This is a genomic window from Labrys sp. WJW (genome assembly GCF_001676615.1).
Taxonomy (GTDB): Bacteria; Pseudomonadota; Alphaproteobacteria; order Rhizobiales; family Labraceae; genus Labrys; species Labrys sedimenti.
In genome coordinates, this window is record NZ_LYXZ01000047.1 from 1 (window position 1) to 15,096 (window position 15,096).

Annotated in this window: 16 protein-coding genes; 5 read left to right on the forward strand and 11 right to left on the reverse strand. The window is 64.0% G+C overall.

The features are described 5' to 3' along the window. The coding region (locus tag BA190_RS25555; RefSeq protein WP_371260390.1) for an ATP-grasp domain-containing protein at positions 1-215 on the reverse strand (215 nt) is incomplete at its 3' end. 99 nt (positions 216-314) lie between these two features. Further along, positions 315-1,277 (reverse strand): malate dehydrogenase, encoded by a 963-nt coding sequence (gene mdh / locus BA190_RS25560; protein ID WP_068294434.1) that lies wholly within the window; start codon positions 1,275-1,277, stop codon positions 315-317. A gap of 437 nt (positions 1,278-1,714) precedes the next feature. Between mdh and rph the strand changes: the two genes are divergently transcribed. After that, positions 1,715-2,428, forward strand: a complete 714-nt coding sequence (gene rph, locus BA190_RS25565) for a ribonuclease PH (protein ID WP_068294436.1) — start codon at positions 1,715-1,717, stop codon at positions 2,426-2,428. Continuing rightward, positions 2,428-3,039, forward strand: coding sequence for an RdgB/HAM1 family non-canonical purine NTP pyrophosphatase (gene rdgB, locus BA190_RS25570; RefSeq protein ID WP_068294439.1), 612 nt, complete (start codon positions 2,428-2,430; stop codon positions 3,037-3,039). Before rph ends, rdgB begins: the two co-directional genes overlap by 1 nt. Before the next feature lie 18 nt (positions 3,040-3,057). On the opposite strand, the gene BA190_RS25575 is transcribed toward rdgB, so the two are convergent. Next, the gene (locus tag BA190_RS25575; protein WP_068294452.1) at positions 3,058-3,921 is read right to left on the reverse strand and encodes a LysR family transcriptional regulator; all 864 of its coding nucleotides are present in this window, start codon (positions 3,919-3,921) and stop codon (positions 3,058-3,060) included. Positions 3,922-4,038: 117 nt separating this feature from the next. On the opposite strand from BA190_RS25575, the gene BA190_RS25580 reads away from it, so the two are divergent. Then, positions 4,039-5,109, forward strand: coding sequence for a nitronate monooxygenase family protein (locus BA190_RS25580; protein ID WP_068294455.1), 1,071 nt, complete (start codon positions 4,039-4,041; stop codon positions 5,107-5,109). A 134-nt stretch (positions 5,110-5,243) separates the two neighbouring features. Here BA190_RS25580 and BA190_RS25585 read toward each other — a convergent pair whose 3' ends face one another. The 3 genes from BA190_RS25585 to BA190_RS25595 form a co-directional block, all read right to left on the reverse strand. Next, the gene (locus BA190_RS25585; RefSeq protein WP_245314954.1) at positions 5,244-5,951 is read right to left on the reverse strand and encodes a glutamine amidotransferase; all 708 of its coding nucleotides are present in this window, start codon (positions 5,949-5,951) and stop codon (positions 5,244-5,246) included. Between the two features lie 57 nt (positions 5,952-6,008). After that, entirely contained in the window at positions 6,009-7,169 is a 1,161-nt protein-coding gene (locus BA190_RS25590; protein WP_068294463.1) for an endonuclease/exonuclease/phosphatase family protein, read from the reverse strand. Between the two features lie 63 nt (positions 7,170-7,232). Further along, complete coding sequence (locus BA190_RS25595; protein ID WP_068294464.1) at positions 7,233-9,650, reverse strand: transketolase; 2,418 nt, start codon at positions 9,648-9,650, stop codon at positions 7,233-7,235. Positions 9,651-9,790: 140 nt separating this feature from the next. On the opposite strand from BA190_RS25595, the gene BA190_RS25600 reads away from it, so the two are divergent. Further along, a complete protein-coding gene (locus BA190_RS25600; protein ID WP_068294467.1) occupies positions 9,791-10,255 on the forward strand; it encodes an Lrp/AsnC family transcriptional regulator in 465 nt (154 codons plus the stop codon). A gap of 116 nt (positions 10,256-10,371) precedes the next feature. On the opposite strand, the gene BA190_RS25605 is transcribed toward BA190_RS25600, so the two are convergent. The 5 genes from BA190_RS25605 to rpmH are packed head-to-tail and all read right to left on the reverse strand — an operon-like array spanning position 10,372 to position 14,085. Beyond that, complete coding sequence (locus tag BA190_RS25605; protein WP_068294470.1) at positions 10,372-10,737, reverse strand: DUF423 domain-containing protein; 366 nt, start codon at positions 10,735-10,737, stop codon at positions 10,372-10,374. Beyond that, positions 10,734-11,384, reverse strand: coding sequence for a ribosome biogenesis GTP-binding protein YihA/YsxC (gene yihA, locus BA190_RS25610; RefSeq protein ID WP_068294474.1), 651 nt, complete (start codon positions 11,382-11,384; stop codon positions 10,734-10,736). Before yihA ends, BA190_RS25605 begins: the two co-directional genes overlap by 4 nt. Beyond that, positions 11,384-13,363 carry a membrane protein insertase YidC gene (gene yidC / locus BA190_RS25615; protein ID WP_068294480.1) on the reverse strand — a complete coding sequence of 660 codons (1,980 nt, stop codon included), beginning with the start codon at positions 13,361-13,363 and terminating at the stop codon, positions 11,384-11,386. Before yidC ends, yihA begins: the two co-directional genes overlap by 1 nt. Beyond that, positions 13,360-13,932, reverse strand: a complete 573-nt coding sequence (gene rnpA / locus BA190_RS25620) for a ribonuclease P protein component (RefSeq protein ID WP_245314955.1) — start codon at positions 13,930-13,932, stop codon at positions 13,360-13,362. Before rnpA ends, yidC begins: the two co-directional genes overlap by 4 nt. Before the next feature lie 18 nt (positions 13,933-13,950). Continuing rightward, the gene (gene rpmH, locus BA190_RS35490) at positions 13,951-14,085 is read right to left on the reverse strand and encodes a 50S ribosomal protein L34 (RefSeq protein WP_082980037.1); all 135 of its coding nucleotides are present in this window, start codon (positions 14,083-14,085) and stop codon (positions 13,951-13,953) included. Positions 14,086-14,538: 453 nt separating this feature from the next. Between rpmH and BA190_RS25630 the strand changes: the two genes are divergently transcribed. Further along, positions 14,539-14,844, forward strand: a complete 306-nt coding sequence (locus tag BA190_RS25630; protein WP_068294488.1) for a zinc ribbon domain-containing protein YjdM — start codon at positions 14,539-14,541, stop codon at positions 14,842-14,844. Positions 14,845-15,096 lie beyond the last annotated feature (252 nt).

The following is a 15,096-nucleotide window of genomic DNA, read 5'->3' on the forward strand; positions in this document are numbered from 1 at the left end:
AGCCGCACGCCGCCCTTGGCATCGGCGGGCAGTTCCTTGAACTTGCCCTTGCCGCGGCCACCTGCATGGATCTGCGACTTCACAACATAAAGCGGACCCGGAAGCTCCTTGGCTCCCTTCACCGCCTCATCGACCGTCAGCGCCGCGACGCCCTTCGATACGGGCAGGCCGAATTCCTTCAGGACCGCCTTTGCCTGGTATTCATGAATATTCATGGCCAGTTGCTCCAGATTGGCTAAAGCGTTTTGGGATTTGATGAAACCGCCTCAAATCCCAAAGACGCGTTTTCGTTCGAACGCGTTCTGCTCTAGGGATCAGGCGAGCGAGGGAGCGATGGTCTTGCAGGCGTCGACCAGGGTCTTCACCGCATTGACCGACTTTTCGAAACCGGCCCGCTCTTCCTTGTCGAGCTGGATCTCGACGATACGCTCGACGCCACCGGCGCCGATGACCACGGGCACGCCGACATAGAGATCCTTGACGCCGTATTGGCCGGTGAGGTGCGCGGCGCAGGGCAGCACGCGCTTCTTGTCCCGGAGATAGCTCTCGGCCATCACGATGGCGGAGGCGGCCGGTGCGTAGAAGGCCGAGCCGGTCTTCAGCAGGTTGACGATCTCGGCGCCGCCGTCACGGGTGCGCTGAACGATCTCGGCAAGGCGCGCCTCGGTGATCCAGCCCATCTTGATGAGGTCGGGCAGCGGGATGCCGGCCACGGTGGAGTAGCGCACGGAGGGAACCATGGTGTCACCATGGCCACCGAGCACGAAGGCGGTGACGTCTTCTACCGAGACGTTGAACTCGTCGGCCAGGAAGTGGCGGAAGCGCGAGGAGTCGAGCACGCCAGCCATGCCGACGACCTTGTTGGCCGGCAGGCCGCAGGACTTCTGCAGCGCCCAGACCATGGCGTCGAGCGGATTGGTGATGCAGATGACGAAAGCGTCCGGGGCATATTTGGCGATGCCGGCACCGACCTGCTCCATCACCTTGAGGTTGATGGTGAGGAGATCGTCGCGGCTCATGCCGGGCTTGCGCGGCACACCGGCGGTGACGATCACCACATCGGCGCCCTTGATGCCTTCGTAGCTCTGGGTCCCGGCGAGCTTGACGTCGAAGCCGTCGACCGGGGCAGCCTCGGCGATGTCGAGAGCCTTGCCCTGGGGTACGCCTTCCATCACGTCGAAGAGCACGATATCGCCCAGTTCTTTCAGACCGGCCAGAAGAGCCAGCGTGCCACCGATCTGTCCCGCCCCGATAAGAGCGATCTTGCTACGTGCCATAACGTAATGTCCCTGAGATTGTCGCCAAAGGTGAGTTTCGTTCCCCACCTCCGATAGCCCCTTTGGAAGCGGGGTTCAAGCGATAGGCGACCCCAGGTTGAAATGCCCGTCGCGCCGCGCTCCCAAGATGCATGGAGTTATAAAATAATCGTTCCTGATCAATAACATATCAGATAGGAACACGTTCCTTCGCAGACAAGTTTTGAGCTGAAAATTGATGTTACAAATTTCAAATTTTGTAACATGTAACACGGTTCATGAGATTTTCCTCTGAATCGACCGCCTACCCTTCCAGGTAGGTTACTTCCGCTCAGAGGAGGCCACGCCGACATCCTCCCGGTCTCGGCTTGCCGCCTTTCACTGCCACGCAATATGCACGGCACCGTGACAGGCGGCGCGGGCCGGGCTACAAGGCGGCCACAAATTTGGAGAATCCGATGCGTCCTTCCCGCCGTGCTTCCGACGAGCTGCGTCCCGTTTCGATCGAGCGCAACGTCGCCCGCTATGCCGAAGGCTCCTGCCTGATCAAATTCGGCGAAACCCACGTATTGTGCACCGCCAGCCTCGAAGACAAGCCGCCGTCCTGGCTGCGCGGCACCGGCAAGGGCTGGGTCACGGCCGAATATGCCATGCTGCCTCGTGCCACACACGAGCGCACGCGCCGCGAATCCACTTCCGGCAAGCCGTCCGGCCGCACCCAGGAGATCCAGCGCCTGGTCGGGCGTTCGCTGCGTGCCGTGGTCGACCTGGTGCGGCTGGGCGAGAAGCAGATCACCATCGATTGCGATGTGCTGCAGGCCGATGGCGGCACCCGCACCGCCTCGATCACCGGCGGCTTCGTCGCGCTGCAGGAATGCGTGAAGTGGATGATCGAGCGCAAGATGCTCGCCGTCAGCCCGATCAAGGACCATGTCGCCGCGATTTCCTGCGGCATTTCCAAGGGAACTGCCGTGCTCGACCTCGACTATGCCGAGGATTCGGAAGCGATGACCGACGCCAATTTCGTGATGACGGGTTCGGGCGGTCTCGTCGAGATCCAGGGCACGGCCGAGGGCGCCCCCTTCAGCCAGGAACAGTTTCTGGACATGCTGGCGCTGGCCCGCAAAGGCATCGGCGAACTGGTCGAGTTGCAGAAGCAGGCGGTGGCGTGATGGGGCGCCGTCTCACCGGTAAGCTGGTGCTGGCTACGCACAACAATGGCAAGCTCTCCGAGTTCAAGGCGCTGATGGCGCCTTACGGCGTGGATGTCGTCTCCGTCGGCCAGCTTGGCCTGCCCGTGCCGGAGGAAACCGGCACCACCTTCGTCGAGAATGCCCGCATCAAGGCGCTCGCCGCCCTCGAAGTCACCGGCCTGCCGGCCATCGCCGATGATTCCGGCCTGTGCATCGAGGCCCTGGGCGGTGCGCCTGGCGTCTACACGGCTGACTGGTCCGGTCCGACCCGCGACTGGGATATCGCCATGCAGAAGGCGCAGGACGAGTTGCTCGCCGTCGGCGCGACCGATCCGGCCCAGCGGCGCGGCAGTTTCGTCTCCGTCCTCACGGTGGCCTGGCCGGACGGCCATTCCGAGACCTTCGAGGGGCGGGCCGACGGCACCCTGGTCTGGCCCACCCGCGGCGAACACGGGCATGGCTATGACCCGATGTTCCAGCCCGACGGCTCGGACAAGACCTTCGCCGAGATGACGGAAGCGCAGAAGAACACCATCTCCCACCGCGCGCGCTCCTTCCAGAAACTGGCGGAGGCCTGCCTGAAGGATTGACGGCAGGGGCGACCGGACTCAGCCCTCCGCAAGCGCCTGCCGGAACGCCTCGAAGGCCGGCGATGCCTCGCCTCTGCGCCGGACGAGCAGGGTTTCGATCTGTCCGAGGCGATGGGTCTGGACTTCGCTCCCGCCCGGCAGGAGGTCGAGCACGGAACGCGGCATGACGCCGATGGCGTTGCCGGTCGAGACCGCCGCCAGCATGGCATGGTAGGAGCCCAGTTCCTGCACCTGCAGCCTCCTGGCGCCGCGCGCCCAATGCTCGGCCACGGCTCGATAGGTACAGCCCGGCTCAAGGGCGGCGAGGCTGCCGACCCTGAGATCGGCAGCCTTGGCAATGGGTGGGTGGCCGGGTGGCAGCACGATCAGCAGATCCTCGGTGAAGACACGCTCGCCTTCGAGCCGTCCGGCATCATAGCCGGTATCGATCCCTTCGATGGGCGGTTGGCCGATCAGGGCGCAATCGAGCTCATGGGCGAGCAGCCGGCGGATCAGGCCCTTCGTGCCACCGGTGATCAGTTGCAGCGATACGGCAGGCCAGGCAGCATGGAATTTCGCCAGCACCGGCGGGAGACGGCTCGCCGCCGTGCTCTCCATCGTTCCCACCCGGAAGGGCCCTGCCGGCCCCGACGGCTTCAGCGCGCCGCGGGCTTCGTCCGCCAGGGCGATCAGGCGATTGGCATAGGTGAGAAAAATCTCTCCTTCCCGGGTCAGGCGCATGCGCTTGCCGTCCCGGCTGAATAGCGCCACACCAAGTTCCTGCTCGAGCTGCCGGACCCGCGTGGTCACGTTCGACGGCACCCGCCCCAATCGCCTCGAAGCCCGGGTGACGCTCTGCTCATCGGCTACGGCCAGGAAGATATCGAGGGAGGACAGATCCAATTTTGTTCTCTTTTTGAGAATAAAAAAACAATTATCATTTTCAAAATGGAAATGATAGGCCTGTTTTCAGTTTAGCCCTCGCCACTTGAGAGGCGAGGCCAATCAAGGAGAACGGCAATGTGGCCCGATCGGCGCATTCAGGAGCTCTTCGGCATCGAGATCCCCATCATCCAGGCCCCGATGGCAGGCCCATGCCACTACGACATGGTGATCGAGGTCAGCGAGGCAGGCGGGCTCGGCTCTCTGCCCTGCGCCACTCTGACGCCCGAACAGGTCCGCACCGAACTTGGCCTCATCCGCCAGCAGATCACGAAGCCGTTCAGCGTCAACTTCTTCAGCCACATGTCGCCAACGCCGGACCCGGCCCGAGAGGCCGGCTGGCGCAAGCGGCTCGAACCCTATTACCGCGAGGCGGGTATCGATCCCGCCGCGCCGATTCCAAGCTCGAACCGGGCTCCCTTCGACGACGAGCTCTGCACCATCGTCGAGGAGTTCACGCCCCCGATCGTCAGCTTCCATTTCGGCCTACCCGAGAAATCCCTGCTCGACCGCGTAAGGGCGACCGGCGCCAAGATCCTGTCTTCCGCCACCACAGTCGACGAAGCGCGCTGGCTCGAGGACCATGGCTGCGATGCCATCATCGCCCAGGGCTTCGAAGCGGGCGGCCATCGCGGCGTCTTCCTCACCGGCGACATCACCACCCAGATCGGCACCTTCGCCCTGGTGCCGCAGGTGGTGGACGCGGTGAAGGTACCGGTGATCGCCACCGGCGGCATCACAGACGCCCGCGGCATCGTGGCAGCCTTCGCCCTGGGCGCCGCCGCAGTACAAGTCGGCACCGCCTATATGTTCACGCCGCAGGCGCGCATCGCAGCGCCGCATGCCGCCGCCCTGCGCAGCCCGGATGCCGACAAGACCGCCCTCACCAACCTGTTCACCGGACGGCCGGCGCGCGGCATCGTCAACCGCCTGATGCGCGAGGTTGGCCCGATATCGGACCTCGCTCCCGCCTTTCCGCTCGCCGGCGGTGCGCTGGCGCCACTGCGCGCCAAGACGGAGCCGCAGGGTTCGGGCGATTTCATGTCGCTATGGTCCGGCCAGGCCGCGCGCCTCGGGCGGGAGGCGGCCTCGGCGGGTGACTTGACGAAGCGGCTGGCAGCTGAAGCTCTGGCGAAGCTGACGAGGTAGTGGAGGGTCGATCTCCAGATCGACCTCTTGGAAACACCGCGGATGAGGAGGGCAAGGTGGTCGATCTGGAGATCGACCCTCCGGTTCCGCGCAAAACCGGCAAGGCCGATGCTTGCGGATATAGTGTTCTCTTCCTACTCCGCGGCCATCGCCATGGCCGGTGTCAGCCAGAGATCGAGGAAGCCGTGCAGCCATTGCTGCATACCCGGATCATATTGCCAGCGGCCGGAGAATTGCTGCTCGCGATCCTGCGCACCGGGTAGCTTGAAGCTTTCTTCGCTGCCCGTGGTCCAGCGGTTCATCATCAGATAGGTGACTTCGGGATGAAACTGCAGGCCATAGGCCGCGCGCCCGCAGGCGAAGGCCTGGTTGGCGAAGGTCGACCCGGTGGCGAGCAGCCGCGTGCCGCGCACATGGTCGGAACCTTCATTGTGCCAATGATAGACATGGCTCGGCCAGGACATCAGGGACCGGCCTTCCGCCGTCGGCTCGATCGGCCAATAGCCGATTTCGACCTTGCCGGCCTCATGGCGCGAGACACGGCCGCCAAGGTGGCGCGTCAGCATCTGGGCACCGAGGCAGACACCGAGAAAGGGCTTGTTCTCGTTCAAGGGCACGCCGATCCAGTCGATCTCACGGCGAAGCCAGGCCTCCTCGTCGTTCACGCTCATCGGCCCGCCGAAAATCACGGCACCGGCATGGTCGCGCATGGTTGCGGGCAAAGGATCGTCGAAGCGGGGGCGCCTGATGTCGAGTTCATAGCCGCGTTCGATCAGGAAGCGCCCGATCCGCCCGGGCGATGAATGTTCCTGATGCAGAACGATGAGGATCTTTCCCGTCACGATTCGGCCTGTGAAACGATTTCGTAACCATGATGTTACGGAAGTCTTAGCGAAAAGTTAAGCATTCGCGGTGCCGGAAGGCACAGTTCTGCCATTGGCGTTGCCATTTTGCACGGGTAGCCGTGAAGCCGGCGTGAGCAGGTTGAACTCCGCAACGGGCACGCCGTGATCGCTGGCGGTACGGACATTGCGGGTCATGTCGGTCATATGCGTGTCGACGACATGGTCGTTATAGACCTGCAGATAGCGGAAATCGCCGATCCGATGCGGATTGCGGCTATGGAATTCCTGGCTGAACAGGATGTGGTCCAGCACCTGATAATCGCCGAAATGGATATGGGTATAGAGTGTGGTGCCCTTGATATGCGCAGCCTGCTGGTCGGAGGCGGCGTAGAGATGCAGGTCCCACAGGCGGCGGTTCTTGCGCTGCCAGTCACCGGGATCGGCCATCAGTGGTTTCAGGCTCTCGGGCAACGGCTGCTCGCCGCGAATGAGCTCGGTGGTCACGCTGGTAAGCTCGTCATTGAGATCGCCCAGCACCATCACCGGGCGGGGTTCGGTGCCCCGCCCCGCCATTTCCCGCGACAGCATCACCCTGAGCGCCGCGGCCTCGGCGCCCCGCTGCAGTAGCGCCCGCACCACGGCGAGCGCGCGCACGGCAGGATCGCGCCGGTCCTCGTCCTCCAGCACCACAGGCCGGCGAGACTTGAGATGCACCACATAGACGGTCAGCGGCACACTATCGGGCAGCAATATTTCGGCCCTGAGGACCGGGCGTTCGAAGAAGCTGATGCCGACCGGCACGGCCTGCTGGCGCCCGTTCTCGTCGCGCCTGACGGCAAAGCCCTGGCCGAGGCCGGGCGGAAAGGCTGCAATGGATTCGACCTTGAGCACGGGGAGCCGGCTCGCCAGCCCGACCCGTGGCGCATTCAACGCCCCATCCGGCGTCTTGGGGCCGTCGTCATCCGCCAGCGGCGCATTGACGGTCGCCCCTCGCAGGCGCGGCGCCTTCCAGACCGCCTCGCGCAGGGCCTCCTCGTGGAATACCTCCTGGAAGCCGGCGAGATCGACCTGGCCACGTTCGAGCAACCCGGCGATGAAAGCGGTCTTGGCCTCATACTCCTCCGGCGAATAGGGCGGCTGCTCGTGGAAGCGCACGCCGGGCCTGGCCAGCAGCTGGGTGTTGAAGGTAGCAACGCGCAGGACGGAGGAGGACATCAGGATACCCTTGCGAGAGCTGCAGTCTCGCAAGGCTCGGGATTCGTGGCAATCCCGAAGGCGTCACTCCGCCGGTGCCAGCTCCCGGCGGTTGCGGATCGGCCGCCCCGGTGACAGGGCTTGGGCCGCATGCAGGATCGCATTGGCGTCGAGGCCATGGTGGCGATAGAGATCCCCAATGCTGCCTGTCTGGCCGAAATGCTCGACGCCGAGCGAGGTCACGCGCTGGCCGCGCACGCTGCCGAGCCAGGCCAGGGTGGCCGGATGGCCGTCCAGCACGGTGACGAGGCCGCAATCGCGCGAGAGCGGCGCGAGCAGGCGTTCGATATGGCTCCTGGCCCCGGCATTGCCGCGCTGGCGGGCCCGTTCGGCAGCCGTCCAGCCAGCATTGAGCCGATCGGCCGAGGTGATGACCAGCAGGCCGGCATCGCGGCGATCCTCGCTCATCAGGCCGATGGCCTCGATCGCTTCGGGCAGCACGGCGCCCATGGCCGCCACCACGATCTCGGCATTGGGCCCTGGCGGACGCAGCCAATAGGCACCGTTGACGATGTCGCTGGCGAGGGTCGGCGACATCGTCCGCTGCGGCTGGTCGATGGTACGGGTCGACAGGCGCAGATAGACCGAGCCGCCCGTCTCGTCGCGCAGCCAGGTGGTCTCGTCGCGGTCCCCCTCTCCGTCCCGCTGCATGTAGTCGAAGGCAAAGCGCATGATCACGGCGAGTTCGTCGACGAAGGCCGGCTCGAAGACGGCGAGGCCGTCCTGGGCCAGGCCGATCAGCGGCGTGGCGATCGACTGGTGCGCGCCGCCCTCCGGCGCCAGGGTGATGCCCGAGGGCGTCGCCACCACCATGAAGCGGGCATCCTGGTAGCAGGCATAGTTGAGGGCATCGAGGCCGCGCTGGATGAAGGGATCATAGAGCGTGCCGATCGGCAGCAGGCGCTCGCCATTGATGGAATGCGACAGGCCCAGCGCCGAGAGCAGGATGAACAGGTTCATCTCGGCGATGCCGAGCTCGATATGCTGCCCCCCAGGCGAGAAGTCCCAGGCGAAGGTCGAGGGGATCTTCTCCTTCCTGAAGGTGTCGGCCAGTTCCTCGCGGGCGAACAGGCCGCGCCGGTTGACCCAGCCGCCGAGATTGGTGGAGACGGTGACGTCGGGCGCCGTGGTGACGATGCGCTCTGCCACCGCCAGATCGGTCGCGGCGAGATCGTTGAGGATGATGCCGAAGCCCTGCTGGGTCGACATCGAGGCCGAGGCCCGGTAGGGCAGCGTGGCCGGCACCTCGACCTTGGCGGCGGCGAGGCGGCGGCGGCCCTTCTGCACGAAGGGCACCTGGTCAAGCGCCGCCTGCATCGCCCCGGGCGTCAGCTCGAGACCCTCGAACTTGTCCCATTCATGGCCGGGGCGGATGGCCATGGCTTGCTGCCAGGCCTCCATCTGGGCCGGCGTCATCAGGCCGGCATGGTTGTCCTTGTGTCCCTGGAACGGCAGGCCGAAGCCCTTCACCGTATAGGCGATGAAGCAGGTCGGCCGATCATGGCGGGCCGCCTCCTCGAAGGCTTCGAGCAGGCTCGGCATGTCGTGGCCGGCGAGATTGGTCATCAGCGCCGCGAGTTCGGCGTCGGAGCGTCTCTCGATCAGCCTGGTGACATCGCCCTGGTCGCCGATGGCATCGGTAAGGTGGCGGCGCCAGATCTTGCCTCCCTCGGCCGAACCGCCCTGATAGCACAGCGCCGCATAGAGCTGGTTGGGGCAGTTGTCGATCCAGTGCCGCAGCGCCTCGCCGCCCGGCTCGGCGAAGGCCGCCTCGAGCAGGCGGCCATATTTGAGGATGACGACCTCCCAGCCGAAATTGCGGAAAATCGACTCGAAGCGCTGCCACAGGCCCTCGCGCACCACGGCGTCGAGCGACTGGCGGTTGTAGTCGACGATCCACCAGACATTGCGCACGCCTTGCTTCCAGCCCTCCAGCAGGGCCTCGAAGATGTTGCCCTCGTCCATCTCGGCATCGCCGACCAGGGAGATCATCCGCCCTTCCGGCCACTCGCCCCAGCCCTTGGCCTTCACGTAATCCTGCACCAGGGCCGAGAACAGGGTCTGCGCGACGCCGAGGCCGACCGAGCCGGTGGAGAAATCGACGTCGTCGACGTCCTTGGTGCGGGAGGGATAGCTCTGGGCTCCCTTGAAGCCCCGGAAATTCTGCAGCTTGTCGAGGCTCTGCAGGCCGAAGAGATAGTTGAGCGCATGGAACACCGGCGAGGCATGCGGCTTCACCGCGACGCGGTCCTGGGGCCTGAGCACCGCGCCATAAAGCGCCGTCATGATCGTCGCCAGGGAGGCCGAGGAGGCCTGGTGGCCGCCGATCTTGAGCCCGTCCTCCTTGGTCCTGAGGTGATTGGCGTTGTGGATCATCCAGGAGGAAAGCCACAGGGCCTTGCGTTCGAGGGCGGCGAGAAAAGGGAGACGAGGATCGGCCATGACGGGATTCCAGGTGAACCCACCTGTTATAGCAAAAGTTGTGAGGTGATTTTGGTTGATCTTGAAGGCCAACTCGCACAACTTTAGAGAATATCGCCAATCATAACCACGAACACGCATAAATTACGCATGGACGAACGATGACCGCCCTCGACGCCATCGATAACAGGATTCTCCGCCTGCTGCAGGAAGACGGCCGCATGACGGTGCAGGCCCTGGCCGAACAGGTCGGCCTGTCGCATTCGCCCTGCCTGCGCCGGGTGCGGCAGCTGGAGGAGAGCGGCGTCATCCGCGGCTATGTCGCGGTGGTCGAGCAGAAGGAGGTCGGGCTGCCGGTCAGCGTGTTCATCTCGATCAAGCTGGAGCGCCAGCGCGAGGAGGACCTCGACCGCTTCGCTGCCGCCATCGCGCCCTGGCCGGAAGTGCTGGAATGCTATCTGATGACCGGCACGCGCGACTATCTCTTGCGCGTGGTCTGTGCCGACCTCGCCGCCTATGAGCGTTTCATCAAGGAAAAGCTCACCCGCCTCGACGGCCTCGCCTCGATCGAATCGAGCTTTGCCCTGGCGCAGGTGAAATATACGAATGTCCTGCCGATAAGGTGAGGAAACCCGGAGCGCGGACATCCTGTCCGCTCTTCCCTTCCTGTAGGCGCGGTGGTCTCGAGAGCGGACATCGCGACATGCATGCATGTCGCTGGGATGTCCGCGCTCCAGCCGCCCTACCGCGTCTTCGCCACCAGAGCCGATACGCCGACCAGCAGCCAGGCGGCCATCGAGCCGGTCCCTCCGATGGGCGCCGCCATCGGGAAGAGGCGCTGACCGGTCATGGCGTTCAGCGCGACATCGGCCGAGAAAAGGGCCACGGCCGCGGCGAGCAGGAAGGCGGCGGGACGGGCCAGCAGCGCATGGAGCAGGCCGGCACGAAGGGCGGCAACGATGGCGATCAGGGCCGGCGCGTGGGCGAGCACCATGATGGCGGCATAGTTGATATCGGGCCATTTGCCATGGGCGGCGAGCGCCATCAGGCCGATGCCGACGGCCCCGAACAGGCAGCCCAGTGTCGTGAGAATGCGGTCGGCGATCACAGCGCCAGGCCGCCGCGCTCGGCAAGGATCTGGGCGATGGCGGCGCGCAATTCGTCCATGCCGGTGCCCTCGCGGCTCGAGGTGACGATCAGCTCGGGGAAAGCCGCCGGCCGGCGCGAGATCTTTTCCCGGGTCTCGGCGACACGCTGCTCAAGCTCGGACTTCTTCACCTCGTCGGCCTTGGTCAGCACGATCTGGTAGACCACGGCGGCCTGGTCCAGCGTCTTCAGCACGGCGTCGTCGGTGGTCTTCAGGCCGTGCCGGGCATCGATCAGCACGAAGACGCGCGCCAGGTTCACGCGCCCGCGCAGATAGTCATGGATCAGCCGGGTCCAGGCCTTGACCTTGGCATCACTGACCTTGGCATAGCCATAGCCCGGCATGTCGACCAGGGTCAGCGGCGCGTTCGACGAAAAGAAGATCAGTTCCTGCGTGCGCCCCGGCGTATGGGAGGTACGGGCCAGGGCGTTGCGGTTGGTCAGAGCGTTGATCAGGCTCGACTTGCCGACATTGGAGCGTCCGGCGAGAGCGATCTCGACCCCCTCGGCCGGCGGCAACGCCTCCAGCGTATTGGCGGCGTGGCGGAAATCCCACGTCGAGGCAAAGAGTTTCTTGCCCGCCGCCGTGTAGTCGGAGGCGTCTGGCATCAACTTGCCGCCGATGAAGGCTTGCGGCCGAACATCGCCCTGAGATTATCCCACAATTCGATCTTCACGCCGTTCTTCTTCATGATGAAGGCCTGCTGCAGGATCGAGAGCGTGTTGTTCCAGCAGTAGTAGATCACCAGGCCGGCCGGGAAGGCGGCGAGCATGTAGGTGAAGATCAGCGGCATCCAGCGGAACATGGCGGCCTGGGTCGGATCCGGCGGCGCAGGGTTGAGCTGCATCTGGATGAACATGGTGATGCCCATCACCACCACCCAGAAACCGACCATCAGGACGGAGGGCGGCGTCCACGGGATCAGGCCGAACAGGTTGAACAAGGTGGTCGGATCGGGCGCCGACAGATCGTGGATCCAGCCATAGAATGGCGCCTGGCGCATTTCGATGGTGACGAACAGCACCTTGTAGAGAGCGAAGAACACCGGGATCTGCAGGAGCATCGGCAGGCAGCCCGACAGCGGGTTGATCTTGTGCTCCTTGTAGAGCGCCATCATCGCCTGCTGCTGCTTCATGCGGTCGTCAGGGAACTCGTCCTTGATCTTCTGCATCTCGGGCTGGAATTTCTTCATGCGCGACATCGACTCGTAGGAGCGATTGGCGAGCGGGAAGAAGAAGGCCTTGAGGATGACGGTGGTGCCGAGAATGGCGAGGCCGAAATTGCCGATGAGATGGAAGAGGATCTCGATCAGGCGGAACAAGGGCTTGGTGATGAACCACAGATAGCCCCAGTCGATCAGATAAGCGACGTTATCCGTCTTCAGCTTCTCGTCGTAATAGGAGAGGGTCGCGACTTCCTTGGCACCGGAGAACAGATTGGTGCTCACCTCCGTGCTGGCGCCCGGCGCAATCGTCACGGCCGGCCGGTCGATCTGGGCGAGATAGGCCGGCGTGCCGCCGAAATCCTGGCCGCCGAAATGGGCGGTGAAACGGGCCGAAGGGTCGGGAATCAGCGCGTTGGCCCAGTACTTGTCCGTAAAGCCGAGCCATCCCGTGACATCGGCAAAAGGCTCCTGCTTGGCGTCGGGTGCCAGATCCTTGTAGGACAATTCTTTCTGGGAGCCGGAGAAACGGCCGATCGGCCCCTCATGCAGGACGTAGGTGCCCTGGGTCCCCGGCGTGCCGACGCGCAGAATATAGGCCTGGGGCGCGATCTCCACCGGCGCCGTGCCCTTGTTCTCGACGCTGTCCTTGATGGTGAACATGAAGCCGCCGATCGGCTTGGCGACATTGGCCTGCTGATCCTTGGGCAGGTTCTGGCGAGGCAGGTCGAGCTTGTCGGCGGGCAGCGTCTCGCCGGCCGACGGGAACAGCGAGCCACTCTGGCCGCGGTCCTCGTCGATCGAGATGGTGCGGTGGAAAATCAGCCCTTGCCCATTGTCCCATTGCAGTTCGACCGGGCTGGCGGCCGACAGCGGCGCCTGGGATTTGGCTGTCCAGACCGTCTTCAAACCGGGCAGGTTGAGCTTGGTCGCAGCAGCGGAACCTGGCTTTTCCTGCCAGCCAAAGACCGTCAAATAGGGCCCGCGATTTTCCAGGTTGGCCTTGTGATCGGCCGGCTTCACCGGAGTGCCGAACGGTGAGAAGAGATCCACATTGGGGGAATTGGGGTCGAGCGTCTCACGATAGCCGCGCAAGGCCACGTCGTCGATCAGGCCGCCGACCAGGTTGATCGAACCGATCAGGCGCTGGGCGTCGATCGCGACGCGCTGCGTGCGTGCCGCCACCGCTTCTTCACGGCTGGAGAACTGCTTCTGTCCTGCCGCGCCGCCGGGAACGCCGGGGGCGGGCGTAGCGGCCGCCTGCTGCTGTTGCTGCTGCAGCGCCTGCTGGATCTGCTGTTGCTGCTGCGCCTCCTGCTGCTGGCGCCGCTGCATGGGCTGGCCGATGAAATATTCCCACACGACGACGACGAGCAGCGTCAGGACGACCGCCAGAACGACGTTCTTGGTGTCAAAATTCTTCATCGCACAGCCTCATCGGCCGAACGGCGTGGCTTGCGGGCGCCTTGGCGCTCGCCATGCACACGGCCGAACGCCGCTACCATTTCATCAACGATCGTCGCAAAAGATGCGTCGAGGGCGGAGCGCCGCCCGAGCACGACATAATCATAGCCGTCGCGCGCGTGAAGCGCGCCAGACAGCCGCACCGCCTCGCGCAAGCGCCGACGGATCCGATTGCGCTCGACGGCGCAACCTTCTTTCTTGGTCACGGTGAAGCCGACACGCGGCTCGATACCTTCAGGCGTCGGCGGTACAGCCTCGACTGCGCCAGCGCTTTCGCGGCGACGCGCCTGCAAGGATAGCGTTGCAGCATGTGCCCTGCGGCCTTCGCGGACGAAAAGGAAGTCCCGACGCTTGAGCAGACGCTGCATCGATGAGGGCTCGGAGGCTCTTGAGCAAAGTGCTCCAAGCAAAGTTTCCCGGCAAGGCTTTGCCGAGAAACTTTGCAAATGTCTGAGATCTTGCTGATTCCTCTCGATCGAGCCCGCAGCTCGATCGAGAGGAATCAGCTTAGCGCAATGATGCGGAATCACTGCGCCAACCCGATCAGGTCAGGCCGACAGGCGCTTGCGGCCGTGGGCGCGACGAGCGGCCAGAACCTTGCGGCCTGCCTTGGTGCCCAGGCGGGCACGGAAGCCATGGCGACGCTTGCGGACAAGCTTGGACGGTTGATAAGTACGTTTCACGGGTCGTTCTCCGCGGTCGCGGCCGGATGCCGATAGAGTTGACTGGAAAAGCGCTCCCCCGAACACCAAAAACGCGCCCCGGCCTTCGCCCTGGGTGCGTCCGGGCCCGATGGGCGACGCCAAATTCGCCGGTGCTTATGGGGGATGGCGTCCGGGAAGTCAATCAGGACTCGCAAGAAGTCGCGGAGAATAAGACGACAGCATGACGAAGCCGGGGATCGATCCCGCTATCGGCGTGACCCTCCCTTTTCAGGACCGGTCGCCCGATCCATATGAGTAACAGCGCGCGCTTATGCCAAGCGTTGCGGGCCGCGCCCGGAGGCTGCCGAGATTTTGCCTCGATCTATCGATTGCGGTGATGTAGATGGCCTCGACCCGGCTTGTGAAGTGGATCTGTCCGTGACGGCGCCTCGAGCTCGACGGGCGAAGATTCCATAACCGAAGGTGCAGGAAGTGGCCGACCAGAACGACGACTATGTCTATGACGAGGCGACCGGCGAATGGCGGCCGGCCTCGGAGATGGCGGCCATGGCCAGGGCCGATCAGCTCGTGGTGCGCGATGCCGCCGGCAACACCCTTGCCGATGGCGATTCCGTGGTCCTCATCAAGGACCTCAAGGTGAAAGGGGCCAATCAGACCCTGAAGCAGGGCACGGTCATCAAGTCGATCCGACTGACGGACAACGACGAGGAAATCGATTGCCGCCACGACTCCATCAAGGGCCTCGTCCTGCGCACGGAATTCGTGCGCAAACGCTAGGACCGACGCTCAGGAAGCCGGAGCCGTCATTAGCGCACCGGCTTTTTCTCCGCAGTTTTCATGAAAAAGCAACTCGGCATCTGATATCCGTACACCCAGCTCAGGCAACCGCTCGACGAAACCATAAAATCACCGGCCCCGTGTTATATTTGGTTAACATTCTTGAATTACGGCACTCCGATTTTGGCCACTTTCAGAATTAATACTTAAATTGATATTATAGAATTCGAGGTTATCGATATGTCCATTCTG